At 65.8% G+C, this 22,041-nt stretch carries 12 protein-coding genes; 8 read left to right on the plus strand and 4 right to left on the minus strand.

The features are described 5' to 3' along the window. Positions 1–53: 53 nt before the first annotated feature. Positions 54–2,519 (plus strand): TonB-dependent siderophore receptor, encoded by a 2,466-nt coding sequence (locus CRO75_RS00160; protein ID WP_097134093.1) that lies wholly within the window; start codon positions 54–56, stop codon positions 2,517–2,519. A gap of 6 nt (positions 2,520–2,525) precedes the next feature. On the opposite strand, the gene CRO75_RS00165 is transcribed toward CRO75_RS00160, so the two are convergent. Both CRO75_RS00165 and CRO75_RS00170 read right to left on the minus strand, forming a co-directional pair. Continuing rightward, the gene (locus CRO75_RS00165; RefSeq protein WP_097134094.1) at positions 2,526–3,245 is read right to left on the minus strand and encodes a DUF3142 domain-containing protein; all 720 of its coding nucleotides are present in this window, start codon (positions 3,243–3,245) and stop codon (positions 2,526–2,528) included. A 2-nt stretch (positions 3,246–3,247) separates the two neighbouring features. Then, positions 3,248–5,419 (minus strand): outer membrane assembly lipoprotein YfiO, encoded by a 2,172-nt coding sequence (locus tag CRO75_RS00170; protein WP_097134095.1) that lies wholly within the window; start codon positions 5,417–5,419, stop codon positions 3,248–3,250. Between the two features lie 242 nt (positions 5,420–5,661). Between CRO75_RS00170 and CRO75_RS00175 the strand changes: the two genes are divergently transcribed. From CRO75_RS00175 to CRO75_RS00190, 4 genes are read left to right on the plus strand one after another with little or no spacing between them, the layout of a single operon-like run. Further along, a complete protein-coding gene (locus CRO75_RS00175) occupies positions 5,662–6,444 on the plus strand; it encodes an efflux RND transporter periplasmic adaptor subunit (RefSeq protein ID WP_097134096.1) in 783 nt (260 codons plus the stop codon). After that, a complete protein-coding gene (locus tag CRO75_RS00180) occupies positions 6,441–7,760 on the plus strand; it encodes an HlyD family efflux transporter periplasmic adaptor subunit (protein ID WP_097134097.1) in 1,320 nt (439 codons plus the stop codon). The genes CRO75_RS00175 and CRO75_RS00180 overlap by 4 nt, the downstream gene beginning before the upstream one ends. Then, positions 7,760–9,856 carry a biotin/lipoyl-binding protein gene (locus tag CRO75_RS00185; RefSeq protein ID WP_097134098.1) on the plus strand — a complete coding sequence of 699 codons (2,097 nt, stop codon included), beginning with the start codon at positions 7,760–7,762 and terminating at the stop codon, positions 9,854–9,856. The genes CRO75_RS00180 and CRO75_RS00185 overlap by 1 nt, the downstream gene beginning before the upstream one ends. 27 nt (positions 9,857–9,883) lie before the next feature. Further along, positions 9,884–10,387 (plus strand): GNAT family N-acetyltransferase, encoded by a 504-nt coding sequence (locus CRO75_RS00190; RefSeq protein ID WP_097134099.1) that lies wholly within the window; start codon positions 9,884–9,886, stop codon positions 10,385–10,387. A 60-nt stretch (positions 10,388–10,447) separates the two neighbouring features. On the opposite strand, the gene CRO75_RS00195 is transcribed toward CRO75_RS00190, so the two are convergent. Both CRO75_RS00195 and CRO75_RS00200 read right to left on the minus strand, forming a co-directional pair. Then, complete coding sequence (locus CRO75_RS00195) at positions 10,448–10,759, minus strand: hypothetical protein (RefSeq protein ID WP_097134100.1); 312 nt, start codon at positions 10,757–10,759, stop codon at positions 10,448–10,450. Positions 10,760–10,812: 53 nt separating this feature from the next. Next, positions 10,813–11,400: a tail fiber protein gene (locus CRO75_RS00200; protein ID WP_009041589.1), complete on the minus strand. Its 588-nt coding sequence runs from the start codon at positions 11,398–11,400 to the stop codon at positions 10,813–10,815. A gap of 221 nt (positions 11,401–11,621) precedes the next feature. Between CRO75_RS00200 and CRO75_RS00205 the strand changes: the two genes are divergently transcribed. The 3 genes from CRO75_RS00205 (at position 11,622) to CRO75_RS00215 (ending at position 21,998) form a co-directional block, all read left to right on the plus strand. Beyond that, complete coding sequence (locus tag CRO75_RS00205) at positions 11,622–13,277, plus strand: glycosyltransferase family 39 protein (protein WP_097134101.1); 1,656 nt, start codon at positions 11,622–11,624, stop codon at positions 13,275–13,277. Positions 13,278–13,506: 229 nt separating this feature from the next. Further along, positions 13,507–14,352, plus strand: a complete 846-nt coding sequence (locus tag CRO75_RS00210) for a sulfotransferase (RefSeq protein ID WP_097134102.1) — start codon at positions 13,507–13,509, stop codon at positions 14,350–14,352. Between the two features lie 50 nt (positions 14,353–14,402). Further along, the gene (locus tag CRO75_RS00215; protein ID WP_097134311.1) at positions 14,403–21,998 is read left to right on the plus strand and encodes an Ig-like domain-containing protein; all 7,596 of its coding nucleotides are present in this window, start codon (positions 14,403–14,405) and stop codon (positions 21,996–21,998) included. Positions 21,999–22,041: the final 43 nt, after the last annotated feature.

Here is a 22,041-nt window from a genome sequence, read left to right on the forward strand (position 1 = left end):
TCGGGATACCTCTTGAAAGCCGATCAAGACGCATTCTCATGGGGAGTTCCGGAATGCCTTACCAACCGACACCAACCACTCAAACCCTGGCCAGCGCCATGCGCCGTGGCCTGTTCGCCGGCCTGCTGGCCGTGGCGCCGGTGCTGCCCGGCATGGCCCAGGCCGAAACCGCCAGCCAGAGCGAGTCGCGCCAGTACAACATCGCGGCCGGCAACCTCGACCAGGCCCTGAACCGCTTTGCCAGCGCGGCGGGCATTCTGTTGTCGGTGGATGCGCAGATGACCGCGGGCAAGCGCAGCCCTGGCTTGCAGGGACGTTATCCGGTGGCCGAAGGCTTGCAGCGCTTGCTGGCCGGCAGCGGGTTGCAGGCACAGCAGGCGGGTGGTGGCTGGCTGCTGGTGCCGGTGAGTCAGGACGGCCCGCTGCAACTGGGGGCGACCCAGGTCAGTGCCGCACAGGTCGAGGAAAGTGCCTGGGGGCCGGTGCAGGGCATCGTCGCCAAGCGCAGCGCCACGGGGAGCAAGACTGACTCGGCGCTGGTGGAGATTCCCCAGACCATCAACGTGATCACCGCCGCGGAAGTCAGCGCTCGCGGGGCCCAGAGCGTCACCGAAGCCCTGCGTTACACGCCGGGCATGACCGGCGGCGGCTTCGCCGACCGGGTGAAGATTTTCGATGAGCCGACATCCCGTGGTTTCTCGCCCACCCCGCTGTACCTGGACGGCCTGCACCTGCCCTATGGCGGCGGCAGCACCGGCGGCGCCCTGCAGATCGAACCCTTTTCCCTGGAGCGCATCGAGGTGCTCAAGGGCCCGGCGTCGGTGTTGTACGGGCAGAATCAGCCGGGCGGCATCGTCAACATGGTCAGCAAGCGCCCGACCGAGACGCCGCTGCACAAGGTCGTGCTGCGGGCCGGCAACTACGACTACAAAAGCGCCGCCATCGACCTGGGCGGCCCGCTGGATGAGCAAGGCCAGTTTCTTTATCGCCTCACCGGGGTGGTCAACGACAGCCAGTCGGAGATCGACTATGTCGAGCAGAAGCGCCAGTTCATCGCCCCGAGCCTGACCTGGCGGCCCAGCGAAGACACCAGCCTGACACTCTTCGCCCAATTCCAGAAAGACAACGATGTGCCCGAGGCCCAGGGCCTGCCGAGCGTGGGCACGGTGTTCGCCAACCCCAACGGCAAGATCGATCGCGACCTGTTCCTCGGCGAGCCGGGGGTCAACGCCTATGACCGTGAGCAGTTCGTGCTGGGCTATGAGTTTTCCCATCGCCTGAACGACACCTGGACCCTGAAGCAGAACACCCGGTACGCCGATGTCGACGACCGTTACCGCGCGCCGCTGCACGGCTATCGCTTTGTCACCAACCCCAAGACCGGGCTCAACGACCAGCGCTACAGCACCCGTTACGGCGTGGACTGGAAGCAGCACAACAAGGTGCTGGGCGTGGATAACATCGCCCAGGCCGAGTTCGACACCGGGGCCTTCAACCACACCCTGATCGTCGGGCTCGACTACTACCACTTCAACTCCAAGTTCGACGGCAAGTACGACTTCAACCCGCCGATCATCGACCTGTTCACCCCGACCTACGGCCAGTCGCTGAATTTCGGCAACCCTTATCGCTGGGACAACACCATCACCCAGAACGGTCTGTACCTGCAGGACCAGATCAAGCTCGATCAGTGGATCTTCGTGCTCGGCGGTCGCTACGACTGGGCCGAGGTCGACAACAAGACCCCGTTGAATGGCGGCCACACCAACAGCAAGGACCAGGCGTTCACCGGGCGCGCGGGTCTTGTCTACCTGTTCGAAAACGGTTTGGCGCCTTTTGTCAGCTATTCGGAATCCTTCCTGCCGCAAAGCGGCACCAACGTCGGTGGCCAGCCCTTCGATCCTTCCACCGGCAAGCAATATGAAGTGGGGGTGAAATACCAGCCGCCGGGGCAGAGCAGTTTCGTGCAGATCTCGGCCTATGAGCTGGAGCAGGAAAACCTGCTGACGAGCGACCTGGGCAACCCGGGCTTCAGCACCCAGAGCGGCGCGCTGCGTTCCCGGGGCATCGAGCTGGAAGGCAAGGCCAGCCTCACTGAAGCGCTGGACGTGATTGCCTCGATGTCGCGCAACGACATCAAGTACACCAAGGACAACGATGGGCGCAAAGGCCGGCATCCGGCGGGCAACCCACCGCTGACCGCGGCGTTGTGGCTCAACTACAGGCTGCTGGGCGATACGCCTCTGGCCGGTCTTGGCGCGGGTGTGGGCGCGCGTTATGTGCGTGGCAGCTATGGCGACTATTACGCCGGGGCGTTCCAGATTCCTTCCTATACCGTGTACGACGCCGCTCTCACCTACGACTTGAGCATGTCGCCGCTGCAATGGAAGGGCGTGAAGCTGGCGCTCAACGTGAAGAACCTGGAGAACAAGACCTACGTCGACCGTTGCGCCGGCACATTCGACTGCTATTACGGCGAAGGCCGGACCATGGTTTCGAGCCTGAGCTACGACTGGTAAGGCGCCTCAGCGCGGATTCTGCAAAAACACCACATACCCCCTGAACCACGGGCTGTCTCGCAGATAGCCCGGCTCCTGCCATTCGCCGCCCTGGATCAGCCCCACCTTGAACGGCAGGCCCATGCGGTCGAGGCGGGGCAGGTAGGCGGCGTAGTTGGGGATGCTGTGGCGGCCCTGGTAGGTCTGCACCACCACTTCGTCGACGACGCCCTTGAGCCCGGCGATGGCCTCGGGGTTGGCGTTGCTGCCCCAGTCCATCAGCCCGGTGATGCTCAGGCGGTACCGGGCGGGCAGGCGCTGGCGCAGGTCGCGCAGGAAGCTGGCGTACTCGTCGAGGTAGCGGGTGCGGGCGTCGAAATCGATCTGGATGCCGACCACCGGGTTGCCGGCCTGCTGCCAGCGCTGCACCTGGCCCAGCAGCTGGCGGTAGACCGGTTCCGGCCAGTGCAGGGTGTGGGCGCGATAGACCACCCAGACCTCGCCCTGGCGCAGGCGCGGAACGGCCATGCCCTGGGCGATGAAGTGCACGTTGCCGCTCGGGTCGCGACGCGAACGGCTGATCTGCCCTTGCAGGATGTACAGGGTCTTGGCCTGGTTCAGCACCGGCTGCGGGGCGACGCCGCTCCACAGCCAGAAGGCTTCGTGATCGCGGGCGTCGACCGCCGCCTGGGCACTGCCGGCCAGCAACAGCCAGACCGGCAGCAGGCATTGCCAGAAGCGGCTCATGCTTACCAGTAGTACTGCTGCGACTTGCCCCACTGGGTGTCGGCGAAGGTGCCTTTGAGCTGGCGGAACCAGGCCTTGCGCACCGCGGGCTCCACGTCTTTGCCGCCACAGCGGTTGTTGCCCGAGGACGCAAAGCAATTGATCGCGCGGTACAGGGCGTAGGCGCGGTCGTCGCGTGGCGCCTTGCTGTTGGCGATCACCTGTTTGTAGCCCTCGAGGCGGGAGAACGCTTCACCCTTGAAGGCCGACGGTGTGCCGCCCAGGGACTGCTTGTCGGGCTGGCTGTCCAGCGGCATGCCGTCCAGGCCGTTGCGCAGGATGAACTCACCGAGGCAGTTCAGGCCTTGCGGGCTTTTCCCATCCTTCTCCAATGCCGTAGCGGTTTCTGCGATGCTCGGGCAGACGTAGCCGGACTCGGCCTCTTTGCCGTTCCACTGGAACAGCTTGAGCGACTGGCCGTTGCTGTAGACGTAACCCAGGCTGTAGCCAAGCTTGTCTTCAGGGGCGCTGGCGGGAAGCTGCCCAAGGTCGCTGGCAAAGGCCGCGTACTGGCCGCGCAGCAGGTCCTTGTAGAGCAGCACGAACTGCGCGGTATTACGTTCCACCGGGTCGGCGGCCTGGCTGATCTGCTGGCGCAGCAATTCGGCGTCGGCCACATGGCGCAGTAGGGTGAAGCGCACCTGCGGGCTTTGGATCGGCGAGTCGGCGGCGAACACCTTGGCCAGTTGCTGGTTGCGCTCGTAGTTCATGGCCAGGGCCAGCTCCAGCTGTTCCCGTTGCAACGGTTGCCTGGCCAGGGGCAGCAGTTGCAGCCACAGGGCCTGTGCGCCCGAGGCGTCGTTCTTCGCTTCCAGGGCCAGGCCGCGCAGGGTCTGCTGGCTGAAGGCGAGGTAGTCGAGCTTGGCCGCAGGCTCGGCGGGCAGAAGTTTCAGCGCGGCGTCGGGGTCGTTGTCGACGTACAGGGCGAAGGCCGCTTGCAGGTAGTCGTACAGCGCCGGTTGCCCGGCGAAGACCGCCTTCTGTTGTTGCAAGGCGTCGCGGGTCAGCCGGCCTTCGGTTTGCTCGCGCATCCACATCAGGTCGTTGACCGCCAGCAGCAGGGGCGTGCTGATCGGGTTGCGGTTGACCATCAGCAGCTTGGTGTCGACTTCTTCCACCAGATCGTCCAGCGACAGGTTGCGCTGTTCGTCCTTGGCCTGGGTCATTTGCCAGGCGTAGTCGGCGGCGAGTTTGTCGGGATTGCCGTCCAGCCAGTGCACCCGGCGCAGCAGGCCCTTGGCCGAGGCGACGTAGGCACCCTGTGGATAAGTTTGCAGGTAGGCGTCGAAACCGGCTTCGGCCTGTTGCAGGGTGGACTTATCCACATGCTCGAGCGCCGGCATGCCGTATTCGTCGAAGGCATTCTGCTGGGCGCTGTTGAGGAGCGTACGGGCGTTCATGTACAGCGCGGTCTCTTTCAGCCAGGCATTCGGGCTGTCCTTGAGCGTGGCGAACGCCGCGCCGGCCTCGCTGAAGCGGCCACTGTAGAAGTCGCCGGCGGCCTGTAGATAAGTAGCGAAACCCTTGCCCAGTGGTGTCTGCAGGTCGGTCGGCAGCAGGCTGGCCAGTTGCGGGCTGTCCCAGTTGCAGGCGGCGAGCAGCTTGACCCGGCTTTGCGCCAGCGCCTGGCGTTCGCTGGCCGGCAGGTCGGCGGCGATCAGTTGGTCGACGAAGGCCTGGGCGCTGGCGTCCGAGTTGCTGCGGCAGCGGCTGCCTTCGCCGGACAGGAAGGCATCGCCGGCTGCTTGCGGGGTTTCGCGCACCACCTGCAAGGATTCCAGGCGGCCGTTGAGGTCAGTGTCCTCCGGGGTTTGCGCGGTATCCGCGTCCTCTGGGCTAGACGCGGGTTGCAGGCGAAAGACTGGAAACGGCACCGCCCCATAACCCTCGTCCAGGCTATCGGCGTCCAGCGCTTTCGGCGCCAGGGGCAAGGCACCGCTGTCGGCCAGCAACAGGCGCAGGTTCACCCGGCTGTCGTTGCCCGGATTGAGAAACGGCAGGCTGCTGCAGCTGTCGAGGTTTTTTTTGAGCAGGGTCCAGCGCGGGTAACAGGAATCGTCGGAGCTGGCCTGGGCCTGGTTGCAGAGGAGGGCGCCGAGCGCCAGTGTCAAAGACGACAAAAGACCGATACGCATGAATTGTCCTTAATCCGAAACGATGGGAGTCGAAGGTCCAAGTGTGGTGCAAATCATACAGAAGGCATTCGCTGGCATCTAAAATACCCGCACGACCCGATACACGCCGTGCCGGACAAGGCATCTATGCTGTCAGGCGGGCGCTCGATGCCGTTGTCGGGATCGACAAAGATAGTGGCCACTTGCTTGACGCTTGCGCTTGCTGTCTTAGACTCCGCCCCATCCGTCAGGGAGTTACGGTTATGCGGCGATTTCATGGATTGGGATTGGGATTGACCTGTCTGGCGTGCCTTGCACAGGCGCAGACACCTGCGCCAGACGATCCGCTGCTCAGTGACAGCGCTGCCGGCGCCGCCGTGGCCAGCGGCGGCGAGGCGCGCGGCGTGCTGCGGGCCAAGGATCAGGCGGTACTGGCCGGCGAGTTGTCCGGGCGCATCGTCGAGTTGCCCTACAGCGAAGGCGAGTCCTTCAAGAAAGGCGAGGTGCTGGCGCGCTTCGATTGCTCGGCCTACCAGGCCCAGCTCAATGCCGCCCAGGCCGCCAGCCGTGGCGCCAACGAAGAGCTGGCGCACAACCGCCAACTGGCTTCGCTCAACTCGGTCGGCCGCTTCGAAGTGGCGCGAGCCGTGGCCAAGGTCTCCGAGACCCAGGCGCAGTCCCAGGTCTACCAGGTGCAGGTCAAGCGTTGCAGCGTGATCGCGCCGTTCGACGGGCAGGTGGTGGCGCGCAAGGTACAGCGCTACGAAAGCGTGACGGCCGGCTCGCCGCTGCTGGAAATCGTCGACAACCGTTCCCTGGAAATCCACCTGCTGGTGCCGTCGAGCTGGATGGGCAAGCTCAAGGCCGGGCAGACCTTCAGCTTCGTCCCCGATGAAACCGGCAAGCCGCTGGCCGCCACGGTCAAGCGCCTCGGCGCGCGGATCGACGAAGGCAGCCAGACGCTGCTGCTGGTGGCGGCCGTACCCAACGCCGAGGGCCTGTTGGCGGGCATGAGCGGCACGGCGCGGTTCGCGGAGCTCAAATGAACGCGCCGGTAGCGGGCGCCGCCGAGCAGGTCTTCGCCCGGTTCCTCGACCTGGAGCGCCAGACCCGCGCCGCGCGCACGGTCGAACAACTGGCCTACAGCCTGGTCAACGACAGCCAGGCGCTGTTCGGCTATCGCCACGCGGCCCTGGTGATCGCCGGCAAGGTCCGCGCGGTGACTGGCGTCAGCGCGCTCGATCCGAATGCGCCCTTCGTGGCTTTCGTCGAACAGGCGGTGGCCCGACTGTTCAAGCTCGAACTCGCACAGCAGGCGCGGGTGGTCGCGGCCGAGCAACTGAGCGCCCCGGTACGGGCCGACTGGCAGAGCCTGTCGGCGGCGCAGGTGTTCTGGTTGCCGCTGATCGATCGTCAGGGCGCGCTCTTTGGTGGCCTGTGGCTGGCCCGCGACAACCCGTGGAACCCTTCCGAACAAGTACTGCTGGCGCAACTGGGCGACACCTACAGCCACGCCTGGCTGGCGCTGCAACCGCGCAAGCCGTGGCGCCTGCGCTGGAACCGCAAACGCCGGCTGGCGCTGTTGGCGGTGGTGTTGCTGGGCTTGCTGGTTCCGGTGCGGCAATCGGTGCTGGCGCCGGCCGAAGTGGTGCCGCTGGGCGGGCGTGTGGTGGCGGCGCCGCTGGAGGGGGTGATCGCCGAGTTCCTGGTCAAGCCTAACCAGACGGTGAAGACCGGCGACCTGCTGCTGCGTTTTGAAAACACCACCCTCAATGCCCAGGCCGATGTCGCCGCCCGCGCCTTGGGCGTGGCCGAGGCGGAACTGAAGGCCAATTCCCAGCGGGCCTTCGCCGATGCCGAATCCAGCTCGAAGATCGACCTGCTGGCGGCCCGCGTCGAACAGAAACGCGCCGAACGCGATTACGCCCGCGAATTGCTCAAGCGCAGCGAAGTACGGGCCGAACGCGACGGCATCGCGGTGTTCGCCGACGCCGAGCGCTGGACCGGCAAACCGGTGCAGACCGGCGAGCGCCTGATGGAAATCGCCGACCCGAGCCAGGCCGAGTTGCGCATCGAACTGGCCGTGGGCGATGCCATTGCCCTGGAGCCCGGCGCGCAGGTGGCGCTGTTTCTCGACAGCGACCCGTTGCAGCGCCATCTGGCCAGCCTCGAACGGGCGGCCTACGAGGCGCAGCCGACGCCGGGCGGGCAATTGGCCTACCGCCTCGATGCGCGTTTTCGCGACGCGCCGCCGCGGATCGGCCTGCGCGGCACGGCCAAGCTCTTCGGTGAGCGCGCGCCACTGGCGCTGTACCTGCTGCGCCGCCCGCTGGCCGGCCTGCGGCAGAGCGTGGGCCTGTAATGAACCTGCCGGGCCTGCGCGCGGACTTGCAGCTGTCGCCGGCGGCGCCGGCGCTGGACGGTTCGCCGCGCTGGACCCTGGCCGACCCGGTGCGCGGCCGCTATTTCAAGCTCGGCGCGGCGGCGATGCGCCTGCTCAGGCACTGGTCCCTGGGAGATGCCAACCAGGTGCTGCGCGCCGCCAACCGCGAGCCAGGGCTGCCCCTGGGCGGCGCGGAACTGGAAGAGCTGCTGGTTTTTTTGCGCAGCCATGACCTGATCACCGCCCTCGATCCGCAGCAGCGCGCCAGCTATGAACTCAAGGCCGCCGTGCAGCACCAGAGCCTGTGGCAGGTGCTGCTGCACCAATACCTGTTCTTTCGTATCCCGCTGTGGCGCCCGGACGCCTTTCTCAATCGCGCCTGGCCGTGGCTGGCGCGGTTCGGCCCGGGGCTGCTGCGCTACGGCTTGCCGCTGACCCTGGGGCTGGGGGTGTTTCTGGTGTCGCGGGACTGGCAGCGCTTCCTGGCGACCTTTCCCCACCTGTTCAGCCTCGGTGGCGCCCTGGCGTTCGGCGTGGCGCTGTTCTTCGCCAAGCTGTGCCATGAGTTTGGCCATGCCTTCATGGCCAAGCGCGCCGGTTGCCGGGTGCAGAGCATGGGGGTGGCGTTCATGGTGCTGTTGCCGATGTTCTACACCGACGTCAGCGATGCCTGGCGGGTCAATGACCGTCGCGCGCGCTTGCTGATCGGCGCCGGCGGCGTGCTGGCCGAGCTGCTGCTGGCCAGCATCGCCCTGCTGGCCTGGTCGCTGCTGCCGGACGGCCCGGCGCGTACCGCGGCCTTCATGCTCGCCAGCGCCACCTGGATCACCACCCTGGTGATCAACCTGAACCCCTTCATGCGCTTCGACGGCTACTTTCTGCTCAGCGATTTCTGGGAGGTGGACAACCTGCAAGGGCGGGCTTTCGCCCTCTGTCGCTGGCGCCTGCGCGAGGCCTTGTTCGACTACCGGGAGCCGGCGCCGGAGCCCTGGTCGCCGGCCATGCAGCGGCGTCTGCTGTGGTGGGGTTATGGCTCGTGGTTGTGGCGCGCGGTGCTGTTTTTCGGGATTGCGCTGGCGGTGTACCACCTGTTTTTCAAGCTGCTGGGCATCTTCCTGATGCTGGTGGAACTGGTCTGGTTCATCTTTTTGCCCATCGTGCGGGAATGGCGCGAATGGTGGACGCGCCGCGAACAGGCCCACGCGCCACGGGTGTTGCTCAGCGGCCTGGGGTTGTTGGCGGCGCTGCTGCTGGTGGCGGTGCCCTGGCGCGGCTCGGTGGAGGTGCCGGCGATGCTCGAAGCCGGGCGCGCCAGCGCCTTGCATGCGCCGGTGGCGGCGCGGGTCCGGCAGGTCAATGTCAGCGACGGCCAGGCGGTGAGCAAGGGCCAGGTTTTGGTTGAGCTCGAATCCCCGGACCTGGCCTCGCGCCAGACCATCGCCCGGCGGGAAATCGAGATCCAGCAATTGCAGATGCGCCGCCGCGCCGGGCGCAGCGAGACCGCCGCCGACGCCGGGATCGTCGAGCAGCAGTTGGCCGAGGCCGTGGCCGAATACCGCGGCCTGTCGGCGCAACGCGAGCGCCTGCTGCTGCGCGCGCCCGAGGCCGGCCAACTGCGTGACTTGCTGCCGCAACTGCAGGTGGGCCGCTGGGTTTCGCCCAAGGAGCCGCTGGCCCGGGTGGTCGAGCCGGGGGCGCGCTTGCGTGGGTTTCTCGCCGAGGCCGACCTGTGGCGGGTCGCGCCGGGCGCCACGGGCCGCTTTATCGCCGACGACCCGATGCACCCGGCGCTCGAGGTGCAATTGACCGAAGTCGATACCAACGGTGTGGCGTATATCGACCAGGAGGCGCTGACCTCCGATCACCATGGGCCGATTGCCGTGCGCCGCGATGAAAACCGCCGCGCCGAACCGGTCCAGGCGCAGTACGGCGCGCGGCTCAAGGTGCTCGACGCCAGCGTCACCCCGAGCCAGCCGCTGCGCGGCGTGGTGGTGTTGCAGGGGCGTGGCGAGTCGTTGCTCGGTACGGCCTGGCGGCGCCTGGCGGCGCTGGGCGTGAGGGAAAGCGGGTTCTGAAACAAGGAATGTTCAGGGAGAACGCATATGTTGCATAAGGATTCGGCCATGTCCGATGGCCTGGTGGTACGTCCGTCGCGGCCCACCGACGGACCGTTCCTGCAAAGCCTTTACCGTTCGGCGCGCAGCGATCTGCAATGGATCGATGGCGAACAGGAGCAGATCGAGCAGGTGATCGCCCAGCAGTTCCAGGTCCAGGAGCAGGGGGCGGGGGAGAACTTCCCCGGCGCCATGCACTACGTGATCGAAAAGCTCGGCAGCGCCATCGGTGCCCTGATCACCGATTTCGGCGCCAATGAAATTCGTGTGCTGTACCTGGCGTTCATTCCCGCCGCCCGCGGTCGCGGTTATGGGCGCACGGTGCTGCAGGGCGTGCAGAAAGCCGCCGAGCAGGTACGCTGCCCGGTGGCCACGGTGGTCTGGGCCAGCAACCCCCATGCGCGCCGGCATTACCTGGCGCTGGGGTTTCAGGTCGAGGAAGCCAACCCGGCGGCCGAGCGGCTGGTGTGGTATCCCGGTCCGCGCGGCTGAGCGGCGCACCCCCGCGGGTTCGAGCCGGTGCCCGGGGCGCTGCCACGAGGCACGCTCGGTTCAGTTGAAGGCGATATAGAAATAGCCCAGCGTCGGATCGCGGCCCAGGGCCGGCACCCGTGACACGAACATGCCCTGCAGGTGGCCGACGCCGGGCAGTTCCAGGTCGCACAGGCCGTCGACGAACGCTGTCGGCTCCAGGCTGTTGAGCTCGACGCAGAAGGGCATGCGCGGGCTGTTCGGCATGCGGGACTGGGGAGTGTCCTTGATGGATTCGATATGGACCGGCAACACGCTGCCGTCCGGTAGCAACAGATTGCAGGTTTGCCCCAGCAAAGGCTGGAAATGCTCACTTTGCAGCAGATGCAGCATGGCGCCACTCCTGGCTGGAAAAAGGGCCGGGGGAATGTCCCCCGGCGCGAACTTCAATTGCGCGATGGGAACAGGCCATTCAGGGCCACGCTGAAGTTGATCACCAGGAACGGGTTCATGACTTCCAGCGGCAGGCCGTTGCCGGCGGGCGAGATGGTGCCGGAGATCGTGGTGCTGACCCCCTGGAGGGGCACCGGCGTGGCGCCCAGCCCGTCGGAATAGATGGTCGCGGTGCCCGGTCCGCCGCCGGAGGTGCCGATGAAGGAATTGGTGGCCGTCGGCACGCTGACCGGGCTGCTGGCGGGGTTGGCCAATTGCAGCGTGGTGGCGGCGCTCACGCTGGCGAGGGTGTGGGTGTGGGACGGCAGGTTGTTGAGGGTCGGGGTGACGTTTTCGGTACCGGAAACCTCGCCGATCACCCGTGGTGTCAGGCCCAGCCCGTTACCCTGGCCGATGGGCAGCCGCCCTTGCAGGTTCGGCAACTGGAAGTTGGTGGTGCCGTTGCCGCCGTAGTAGGTGCCCAGCAGCGAAAACAGCGCCTGGTATTGCGAGATCCCCAGGGTCTGGCCGTAACACGAGGCCCAGCCGTTGGGAGGGAAGTTAAAGGAAAAAGCTTGAATGGTGCCCATGAACACTTCCATAGTTTTTTATCCTTCAGGTTAATCAGTGGGACTCCCTGAGCCGATCCCTGGTGTCTGGCCTGACAGCTTGACCGATACGGTCAGAACGCCAAGCGGGCTCGTCGACAGCAATGGTTAGCGTAGACGCTGCTCCGCCAGTCGCCTGGGGTGATGGGGTGCCTTATGTCTGGCCGGATAAACAGCGATGCTGTGGTGGTAAAACGTTGGTGCAGGGGACATTCATGGCGTTTCGCAGAGAGCCGCAATTGCTGGATACGACCGGGCCGGGCATCGCCCATCGGCTGGCGAGCGACGCACAGCGCCTGGTCGCGGTGCTGCGGGCGTACTGGCTGCTGCCGATTTTGCTGCTGGCGGCGGCCACCCGCTTCTACGACCTGACCGCCGCGGCCATCTGGGGCGATGAAGGCTCCAGCCTGTTGCTCAGCCGCTACGGCCTGAGCGAACTCTGGGGGCATGCCGCCCACGATGTGCATCCGCCGCTGTACTTCATGCTGCTGCGCGGCTGGATCGCGCTGTTTGGCGACGGCATCTTTGCCATTCGCAGCTTCAGCGCCTGGCCGGGGATCGTCTGTGTCGGCCTGGGGGTGTGGCTGGTGGCGCAGATCGCCAGCCGCCGCGCGGCAATCCTCGCCGGGTTCCTGCTGGCCCTGCTGCCCACCGCCGTGCGCTACAGCCAGGAAGTGCGCATGTATGCCTTGTTGGGGGTGTGGCTGCTCGGCGCCACCCTGGCCCTGGTGTACTGGCTCAGGCAGCCCCGGCGCCAGCGCTACCTGGTGTATTACACGCTGCTGATGAGCGCGGCGTTCTACACCCACTATTTCACCGCGCTCTGCGTGCTCGCCCACTGGTCGTACCTGTTGCTGTTGCGCCTGCAAGCGACGCCTGCGAGCCGGGCGATCAACCAGCCGGGCTGGTGGCTGGCCAACCTCGCCATCGTCATGCTGTTCGTCCCCTGGCTGCCGGGGCTGGTGGACCTGCTGCAGCATATCGACCAGCTGAAAGCCAGCGGCGACGTAGGCTGGGAGCCGTCGGTGGACTTTTTGTCGTTACCCTCGATGGTCTGGCAACTGCTGACCCAGGACGATGGCGAAAGCCGTTCCCCGCTGCTGTTCGCGGGCCTGCCGCTGCTGGTGCTGGGCGTCGTCGCAATGCTCGCCTGGCGCGACCGCACGCCCTGGCGCTGGAGCTGGCTGCTGGTGACTTACAGCGTGCTGCCGCTGTTGCTGGTGTTTGCGGTGTCGTTCGTTTCGCCGGTGTTCATCGAGCGCTACCTGACGGCCTATGCCTTGGGCCTGCCGCTGCTTTTCGCGATGGCGATCGACCGGCTGCTGGAGCATGCCCAGGTGCATGCCCGCGCGCTGGCGCTGGCGGTCCTGCTGCTGTTCGCCGGGGCCGAGGGGGTCGGCCTGAACAACAACGCCACGGTGGATAGCAACGATCAGATCAGCGTGCTGGTGGACTACGTGAACCAGCATTACGTGGCCGGCGACCGGATCGTCACCAGCGACCTGCTGTGGTACCTGAGCTACGTCTACTACAACCGTACCGACGCCCAGCCGCTGCTCTACACCCCGCCCACGCCCGCCGGCGTCTCCACCCGGCCCAACGCCTATGGTTTCGGCACCCTGGTCGAGCAGCAGGCTGACAGGCTTTACCTCGACCGGCTGTCGGCGCTGCCGGTGGGCAGTGGTCGCGTCTGGCTGATCGGCACGGCCGATCAGCCCGACGAATTCGCCCCGCTGCCGGCGCAATGGCGAAAAGCCGGCGAATTCACCGCCGGCGGGGTCACGGCGCGGTTGCTGGTGATATGCGGCGTGGCGCAGCGCCAGGCGTCGCTGCAGGCACTGTGCGCCCAGGCTGGGAAACCTGCGGGATAGCGGCCTTGGGCGGTTTTGCGCAAAAGATCGGCCTGTAAACCGGCCGATGGACGAAAGGCAGAATTCAGGGCCAGCAGTGGCTTGATCGGTTCACGTTCGGTTCCAGAGCGGCGGGTGTTTTTAAAACACACGTTTTTTATGGTTTTTGCTTCGAATTGATATCAAAGCACCACTGTTGGTTTTCTGACCTTGCACTACGCTTTTTCCTACAAATGGACTTATAGCTAGGGTGAAGGGATTGCCGCAGTTCCACTTTATCTCCGGTTTACCGCGCTCAGGGTCGACCCTGCTGTCGGCCATCCTGCTGCAGAACCCGCGCTTTCACGCCGGCATGACCAGTCCGGTGGGTGCGCTGTTCAGCGGCATCCTCGAACAATGCAGCGCCGGCAGCGAATTCGGCGCGGTCATCGACATCGACATGCGCCGCCGCCTGCTGCGCGGGCTGTTCGACTCCTACTACGCCGACAAGGCCGACAAACCCGTCGTCTTCGACACCAATCGCCAATGGTGCGCGCGCCTGCCGGCCTTGAAGGACCTGTTTCCCAAGGCCAGGACCATCGCCTGTGTGCGCAATGTCGCCTGGGTCATGGACAGCCTGGAACGGCTGTACCGGGCCAACCCTTTCGAAAACACCAAGCTGTTCGGCGATGCGGTCGAGCGCAATTCGGTCTACAGCCGCTGCGAAACCCTGGCCCAGCACAACCGGCTGGTGGGGTATGCCTGGACCGCCTTGAAAGAAGCCTATTACGGCGAAAACGCCGATTCGCTGCTGATCGTCGACTACGACCTGCTGAGCCAGGCCCCGGAGCGGGTGATGCGGCTGATCTACGACTTTATCGACGAACCCTGGTTCGAACACGATTTCGACAGCCTGGCCTACGACGCGCCCGAGTTCGACCAGGCGCTGGGGGTCGCGGGCCTGCACAAGGTCAAGGCGCGGGTGGCGCTGCAGTCGCGGCGCACCATCCTGCCGCCGGACCTGTTCGAGAAGTATGCGGAGCTGTCCTTCTGGAAAGACGGGGCATCCAGCGCCGCCAATGTCATTCGCATGAAGTCCGACGCCGCGGTCCGTTGACCGCGGTTTTCATTGGCACCTTTCAGCACGTTCGAGTCCGGGTGAGCATCATGTGGTGGAGCAAAGGCAAGTCGCGGGTCAATCAGCGGGCCACCGGGCGGGCGCATGCCCTGGCCTCTCCGATGATCATGCCGCTGGAGCCACGCATGCTGTTCGACGGTGCGGTGGCGGCGACGGTGGCCGATATCGCCCAGCCGGACAGCCACCCCACCACGGACGTGGCCAAGACGCCGACCGCCGCCGATCAGCCGAGCGTCAGCCAGGACACCCACGCCCAAGCCGATGCCGCGCCTGCCGCGGCCCCGACCACTGTGCCGGGGCTGACGGTGGTGTTCGTCGACTCGCGGGTCAAGGACGCCGACAGTCTGCTCCAGGGCCTGGCGCCCGGCACCCAGGTGGTGCGACTGGGGGCGAACCAGGATGGCCTGCAGCAGATCGCCGATTACCTGGACCAGCACCAGGGCGTCAGTTCGGTGCAGATCATCGCCCACGGCAATGCCGGCGACCTGTGGCTGGGCAACAGCTACCTCTCGGCTGACAACGTCCAGGCGCGCAGCGCGGTGCTGGCGGACATTGGCCAGGACATGAACGCCGGCGGCGATATCCTGATCTACGGCTGCTACACCGCCGAGGGCGAACGCGGCCTGAATTTCGTCGACTCGCTGGCGCAACTCACCGGTCGCGACGTGGCCGCCTCCAGCGACCGCACCGGCCTGGGGGGCGACTGGGAACTGGAGATCGCCACCGGCACCATCGAAAACGCCAACGTGCTGTCCACCCAGGCCATGCAGGATTATCAGTGGGGGCTGGCGACCTGGACCGCCACCAACAACGCCAACACCGGCGTGGGTTCGTTGCGGGCGGCGCTGGCGTCGGCGCAGAACGGCGACATCGTCACCTTCAGCAGCGGCATGACGGTGCAGCTGACCTCCGAACTGCTGGTCAACAAGAACGTGACCATCGACGGCGACCTGAACAACGACGGCGCGGCGGACGTGATCCTGGACGGCCAGTACCGCACCCGGGTCATCGAAGTCAGCGCGGGCAGTACCGTGACCCTCGACGGCCTGGTGATCACCCGGGGCCTGGTTTCCGGTAACGGCGGCAATGGCGGGTATGGCGCGACCGGCGCCATGGCCGGGGGGATTTTCAACGCCGGCAACCTCACCCTCAACAACGTCACCGTGACCTCCAACGCGGCTTCGGGCGGCGGCGGTGGCGGCGGTGTCACCGGCGCGTTCTACGGCGGGGGCGGTGGTGGCGGCGGCGGGTTGGGTGGCCAGGGTGGCGGCCACGGCGGTTCCGCCGGCCCCGGCACCGGCACACTGGGCGGCCAGGCTGGCGGCGGTGGCGTGGGCGGTTATGGCGGTGGCTACGACGCCACCCACATGGGCGGTCGCGGCGGTACCAGCACCGGCGGCGCGGGTGGTCTGGGCGTGTCCTACTACAGCAACGGCGGCAACGGCGCCACGGCCACCAACGGCACAATTTCCATCGGCGGCGGTGGCGGCGGCGCGGGTTGGGACAAGGTCGGCGGCGCGGGCGGCAATGCCGCCGGCGGGATCTACAACGCCTCCAGCGGCACCCTCACGGTGATCGGCACCTCGACCATCAGCAACAACATCGGCGCGGGTGGTGGCGGTGGCGGTGGTGGCGGCCAAGGCAGCAACGCCAGCAATGGCGGGATTGGCGGCCGCGGCGTCGGCGCGGTCTGGAACAAGGGCACCTTCCTGATCACCGCGGCCAACTTCGCCGCCCTGAGCGGCAACGCGGCGGCCAGTGGCGCCGGTGGCGTAGCGCTGGGCGGTGGCAGCACCGGTACTTCGCCGACGTCGGTGGCGACCATCTACAACGACGGCGGCATCCTCAATACCGCCTATGCACCACCGCCCACCGCGACCATAGTGGTCGCGGACACCGCGCTGAAAATCGGCGAGACCTCGCTGGTGACCATCACCTTCAGCGAGGCGGTGACCGGCTTCACCAACGCCGACCTGAGTATCGCCAATGGCACCCTGACCGCGATGAGCAGCAGCGACGGCGGCATTACCTGGACCGCCACCTTCACCCCGACGTCGAGCATCACCGATACCAGCAACGTCATCACTCTGGATAACACCGGGGTGATCAATGGCCTGGGCACCGCCGGGGTCGGCACCACCAACTCCAATAACTATGCGATCGATACCGTACGGCCGACCGCGACCATAGTGGTGGCGGACAACGCCTTGAGGGTCGGTGAAACCTCGCTGGTGACCATCACCTTCAGCGAGGCGGTGAGCGGTTTCACCAACGCCGACCTGAGCATCGCCAACGGCACCTTGACCGCGGTGAGCAGCAGCGATGGCGGCATCACCTGGACCGGCACTTTCACCCCGAGTGCCAGCATCACCGATACGACCAACCTGATCACCCTGGACAACACCGGCATCGCCGACCTGGCCGGCAACGCCGGCAGCGGCACCACCGATTCCAACAACTATGCGATCGACACCGTGCGCCCGACTGCGACCATCGTGGTCGCCGACAGCACCCTCACCGCCGGCGAAACGTCCCTGGTGACCATCACCTTCAGCGAAGCGGTGAGCGGCTTCACCAACGCCGACCTGAGCATCGCCAACGGCACGTTGACGGCAGTGAGCAGCAGCGATGGCGGCATCACCTGGACCGCCACCTTTACCCCGACCGATGGCATCAGCGACTCCAGCAACCTGATTACCCTGAACAACACCGGCATCGCCGACCTGGCCGGCAACACCGGTAGCGGCACCACGGACTCGGGCAACTACGTGATCAATACCGCGCACCCGACAGCGACCATAGTGGTGGCCGACAATGCCCTGAGGATCGGTGAGACCTCGCTGGTGACCATCACCTTTTCCGAGGCGGTGACGGGTTTCACCAACGCCGACCTGACCGTCGCCAACGGCACCCTGAGCGCGGTGAGCAGCAGCGATGGCGGCATTACCTGGACCGCCACCTTCACCCCGAGCACCAGCATCACCGATGCCACTAACGTGATCACCCTGGACAACACCGGCGTCCAGAACAGCGTGGGCAACCTGGGCCAGGGCAGCTCCAACTCCAACAACTACGCCATTGACACGGTGCGGCCGACCGCGACCATTGTGGTCGCCGACAGCGCGCTGAGGATCGGCGAGACGTCGCTGGTGACCATCACCTTCAGCGAAGCGGTGAGTGGCTTCACCAACGCCGACCTGACCATTGCCAACGGCACGTTGACCGCGGTGAGCAGCAGCGATGGCGGCATCACCTGGACCGCGACCTTTACCCCGAGCGCCAGCATCAGCGACACCAGCAACCTGATCACCCTGGACAACACCGGCATCGCCGACCTGTCCGGCAACGCCGGCAGCGGCACCACCGACTCCAACAACTATGCGATCGATACGGTGCGGCCGACCGCGACCATCGTGGTCGCCGACAGTGCTCTCAGCGCCGGTGAAACCTCGCTGGTGACCATTACCTTCAGCGAAGCAGTCAGCGGTTTTACCAACGCCGACCTGAGCATCGCCAACGGCACCCTGACCGCGGTGAGCAGCGGCGACGGTGGCATCACCTGGACCGCCACCTTCACCCCGACTGTCGGTATCGCCGATGCCAGCAACCTGATCACCCTGAACAACACCGGGGTCAGCGACCTGGCCGGCAATACCGGCAGCGGCACCACCAACTCCAACAACTACAGCATCGACACCGTCCTGCCGACCGCGACCATAGTGGTGGCGGACAACGCCTTGAGGATCGGTGAAACCTCGCTGGTGACCATCACCTTCAGCGAGGCGGTGAGTGGCTTCACCAACGCCGACCTGACCATCGCTAACGGCACCTTGACTGCGGTGAGCAGCAGCGACGGTGGCATCACCTGGACCGCGACCTTCACCCCGACGTCGAGCATCACCGATAGCAGCAACCTGATTACCCTGGATAACAGCGGCGTCACCAACGCCTCCGGCAACGCCGGTAGCGGCACCACCGACTCCAACAACTACGCCATCGACACCGTGCGCCCGACCGCGACCATCGTGGTCGCCGACAGTGCCCTGGGCGTGGGCCAGACCTCGCTGGTGACCATCACCTTCAGCGAGGCGGTGACCGGCTTCACCCTGGCCGACCTGACCGTGGCCAACGGTACATTGAGCGGCTTGAGCACCAGCGACAACATCACCTACACGGCGACCCTCACCCCGACCGCCAGCATCACCGATTCGACCAACCTGATCACCCTGGACAACACCGGCATTACGGACGGGGCGGGCAATACCGGCAGCGGCACCACCGATTCCAACAACTACGCGGTCGACAGCCAGCGGCCGACCGCGACCATCGTCCTTGCCGACACAACCCTCAAGGCCGGCGAAACCTCGCTGGTGACCATCACTTTCAGCGAGGCCGTGAGCGGTTTCACCAACGCCGACCTGAGCATCGCCAACGGCACCTTGAGCGCGGTGAGCAGCAGCGATGGCGGTCTCACCTGGACCGCCACCTTCACCCCAACGGCAGGCATCGCCGACGCGAGCAATGTCATCACCCTGAACAACACCGGGGTCAGCGACCTGGCGGGCAACACCGGTAGCGGTACCACCAACTCCGGCAACTACAGCATCGACACCGTCCTGCCGACCGCGACCATCGTGGTGGCGGATAACAACCTGAAGATCGGTGAGACCTCGCTGGTGACCATCACCTTCAATGAGGCAGTGAGCGGCTTCAGCAACGCCGACCTGACCGTCGCCAACGGCACTTTGAGCGCGGTGAGCAGCAGCGATGGCGGGGTCACCTGGACCGCCACCTTCACCCCGACGTCGAGCATCACTGACACCAGCAATGTCATCACCCTGGATAACAGCGGGGTGACCAACGCCTCCGGCAACGCCGGCAGCGGCACCACCGATTCCAACAACTACGCGATCGACACCGTGCGTCCGACGGCGACCATAGTGGTCGCCGACAGCGCCCTGGGCGTGGGCCAGACCAGTACCGTGACCATCACCTTCAGCGAGGCGGTGACCGGCTTCACCCTGGCCGACCTGACCGTGGCCAACGGTTCGCTGAGCGGCTTGGGCACCAGCGATAACATCACCTACACGGCGACCCTCACCCCGACTGCCAGTATCAGCGACAGCAGCAACCTGATTACCCTGGATAACACCGGTATTACGGATGGGGCGGGCAACGCCGGCAGTGGCACCACCGACTCCAACAACTACGCCATCGACAGCCTGCGCCCGACCGCCACCATCGTCCTCTCCGACTCGACCCTCAAGGCCGGCGAAACCTCGGTGGTGACCATCACCTTCAGTGAAGCGGTGAGCGGTTTCGACAACAGCGACCTGACGGTGGCCAACGGTACCCTGAGCGCAGTGAGCAGCAGCAACGGCGGTCTCACCTGGACCGCCACCTTCACCCCGACGGCGGGCATCACCGACCTGAGCAACCTGATCACCCTGAACAACACCGGTTTCACCGACGTGGCCGGCAACAGCGGTACCGGGACCACCAGCTCAGCCAACTACAGCATCGAAACCGTAGTGCCGACGGCCACCCTCGTGATCGCCGACACGGCCCTGAAGGCTGGCGAAACCTCGCTGGTGACCATCACCTTCAGTGAGGCGGTCAGTGGTTTCGACAACAGCGACCTGACGGTGGCCAACGGTACCTTGAGCGCGGTGAGCAGCAGCGATGGCGGGGTCACCTGGACCGCTACCTTCACGCCGACTGTGGGTGTCGGCGATACCAGCAACGTCATCACCCTGAACAACAGCGGCGTGATCAATGTCTCGGGTAATACGGGCAGCGGCACCACGGATTCGAACAACTATGTCATCGACACGGCTCGCCCAACCGCCACCATAGTGGTAGCCAACCCGATCCTGCCGATCGGTGAAACCAGCCTGGTGACCATCACCTTCAGCGAGGCGGTGAGCGGCTTCGACAACAGCGACCTGACGGGGAGCAACGGCACCCTGAGCGCGGTCAGCAGCGGCGACGGCGGCATCACCTGGACCGCGACCTTCACCCCGAACGTCAACGTCAGCGATGCGACCAACCTGATCAGTCTCAACAACAGCGGGGTCAGCGACGCGGCGGGCAATGCCGGCAGCGGCAGCACCGACTCGAACAATTTCATCATCGATACCGGGCGGCCGACCGCCACCATCGTACTGGCCGACACGGCCCTGAAAGCGGGCGAAACCACCACGGTCACCATCACCTTCAGCGAGGCGATCAGCGGCTTCACCAACTCGGACCTGACAGTGGCCAACGGTAGCCTGGGGTCCCTGAGCAGCAGCGATGGCGGGGTCACCTGGACCGCCACCTTTATCCCGGCCATCAACATCAGCGACAGCAGCAATCAGATCACCCTGAACAATGCCGGAGTGATAGACGCCGTCGGCAACACCGGCAGCGGCACCACCGACTCGGCCAACTACGTCATCGACACCGTGCGCCCCACCGCTACCGTGGTGGTCGCCAACCCGATGCTGGCCGTGGGCGACACGTCCCTGGTGACCATCACCTTCAGCAAGGCGGTGAGCGGCTTCGACAACAGCGACCTGACGGTGGCCAATGGCACCTTGAGCGCGGTCAGCAGCAGCGATGGCGGCATCACCTGGACCGCGACCTTCACCCCGAACACCAACCTCAGCGATACGAGCAACCTGATCACCCTCAACAACAGCGGGGTCAGCGACGCCTCGGGCAATACCGGGCTGGGCAGCACGGATTCGAACAATTACCTGATCGATACCCAGCGGCCGACTGCGACCATCGTGGTCGCCAACAGCAGCCTCGGCGTGGGCCAGACCAGCAGCGTGACCATCACCTTCAGCGAAGCGGTGAGCGGCTTCACCAACTCGGACCTGACGGTGGCCAACGGCACCCTGAGCGCCCTGGGCAGCAGCGACGGCGGCCGGACCTGGACCGCGACCCTGACGCCCACCGCCAACATCAGCGACACCAGCAACCTGATCACCCTGAACAACAGCGGGGTCAGCGACTCCTTCGGCAATACCGGCACTGGCAGCACCGACTCCAACAACTACGCGGTCAACACCGTGCCGGCGGCCAACCCACCCACGGAGCTGCCGGTGGGCGATCCGGAATTCCGTTCGAGCGACCCGGTGGTTCCGCCGCTGCCGCCTTATGTGCCGCTGCAACCCACGGTCACCACGCCACCCGCTGGCGACCTGGCTTCGCCACTGGCCTTCGCGCCGTTGTTCGAGCAGCGGGTGCTGGGCGATGGCATCCGGCCGCTGGGGGACATTTTCATCAATCGCGGGGCCCTGGCGCCGAGCTTCATTGCCCAGGTATTCGGCAGCAGCGATGCCGGGGGCGATGGCAATGGCCATGGTTTCCTGGGTTTTGGTGGCGGCGATGGCGGGGTGTTCAGCCAAAGCACGCTGTCGCTGCTGTTCGACCAGGACTTCGCCGAGGATGGTAGTTCGCTGAAGTCTTTCGGCGACAAGCCCAAGGCCGGCGATCTTTCCCAGGGCGGGCGCGGGGTGTTCGGGGCACCGTCGTTGACCCAGCAATTGCAAGTGATGCAAGACACGGAACAACGGCCGATCCGCGATCTGGCCAAGGCATTCGAACAGGCCGGCATCAGCGCAATGCAGGCCTGAAACACTACATAAATACGATGCGGCACCCAGGGGCGAGACAAGG

Origin of the sequence: Pseudomonas sp. LAMO17WK12:I10 (assembly GCF_900215185.1) — a bacterium.
GTDB lineage: Bacteria > Pseudomonadota > Gammaproteobacteria > Pseudomonadales > Pseudomonadaceae > Aquipseudomonas > Aquipseudomonas chlororaphis.

Excerpts from the sequence above, each read along its gene's own strand:
- CRO75_RS00190 (WP_097134099.1), top strand. The coding sequence starts at position 9,884 with ATGTTGCATAAGGATTCGGCCATGTCCGATGGCCTGGTGGTACGTCCG.
- CRO75_RS00185 (WP_097134098.1), top strand. The coding sequence starts at position 7,760 with ATGAACCTGCCGGGCCTGCGCGCGGACTTGCAGCTGTCGCCGGCGGCG.
- CRO75_RS00165 (WP_097134094.1), bottom strand. The coding sequence starts at position 3,245 with ATGAGCCGCTTCTGGCAATGCCTGCTGCCGGTCTGGCTGTTGCTGGCC.
- CRO75_RS00170 (WP_097134095.1), bottom strand. The coding sequence starts at position 5,419 with ATGCGTATCGGTCTTTTGTCGTCTTTGACACTGGCGCTCGGCGCCCTC.
- CRO75_RS00195 (WP_097134100.1), bottom strand. The coding sequence starts at position 10,759 with ATGCTGCATCTGCTGCAAAGTGAGCATTTCCAGCCTTTGCTGGGGCAA.
- CRO75_RS00175 (WP_097134096.1), top strand. The coding sequence starts at position 5,662 with ATGCGGCGATTTCATGGATTGGGATTGGGATTGACCTGTCTGGCGTGC.
- CRO75_RS00215 (WP_097134311.1), top strand. The coding sequence starts at position 14,403 with ATGTGGTGGAGCAAAGGCAAGTCGCGGGTCAATCAGCGGGCCACCGGG.
- CRO75_RS00180 (WP_097134097.1), top strand. The coding sequence starts at position 6,441 with ATGAACGCGCCGGTAGCGGGCGCCGCCGAGCAGGTCTTCGCCCGGTTC.
- CRO75_RS00160 (WP_097134093.1), top strand. The coding sequence starts at position 54 with ATGCCTTACCAACCGACACCAACCACTCAAACCCTGGCCAGCGCCATG.
- CRO75_RS00200 (WP_009041589.1), bottom strand. The coding sequence starts at position 11,400 with ATGGAAGTGTTCATGGGCACCATTCAAGCTTTTTCCTTTAACTTCCCT.
- CRO75_RS00205 (WP_097134101.1), top strand. The coding sequence starts at position 11,622 with ATGGCGTTTCGCAGAGAGCCGCAATTGCTGGATACGACCGGGCCGGGC.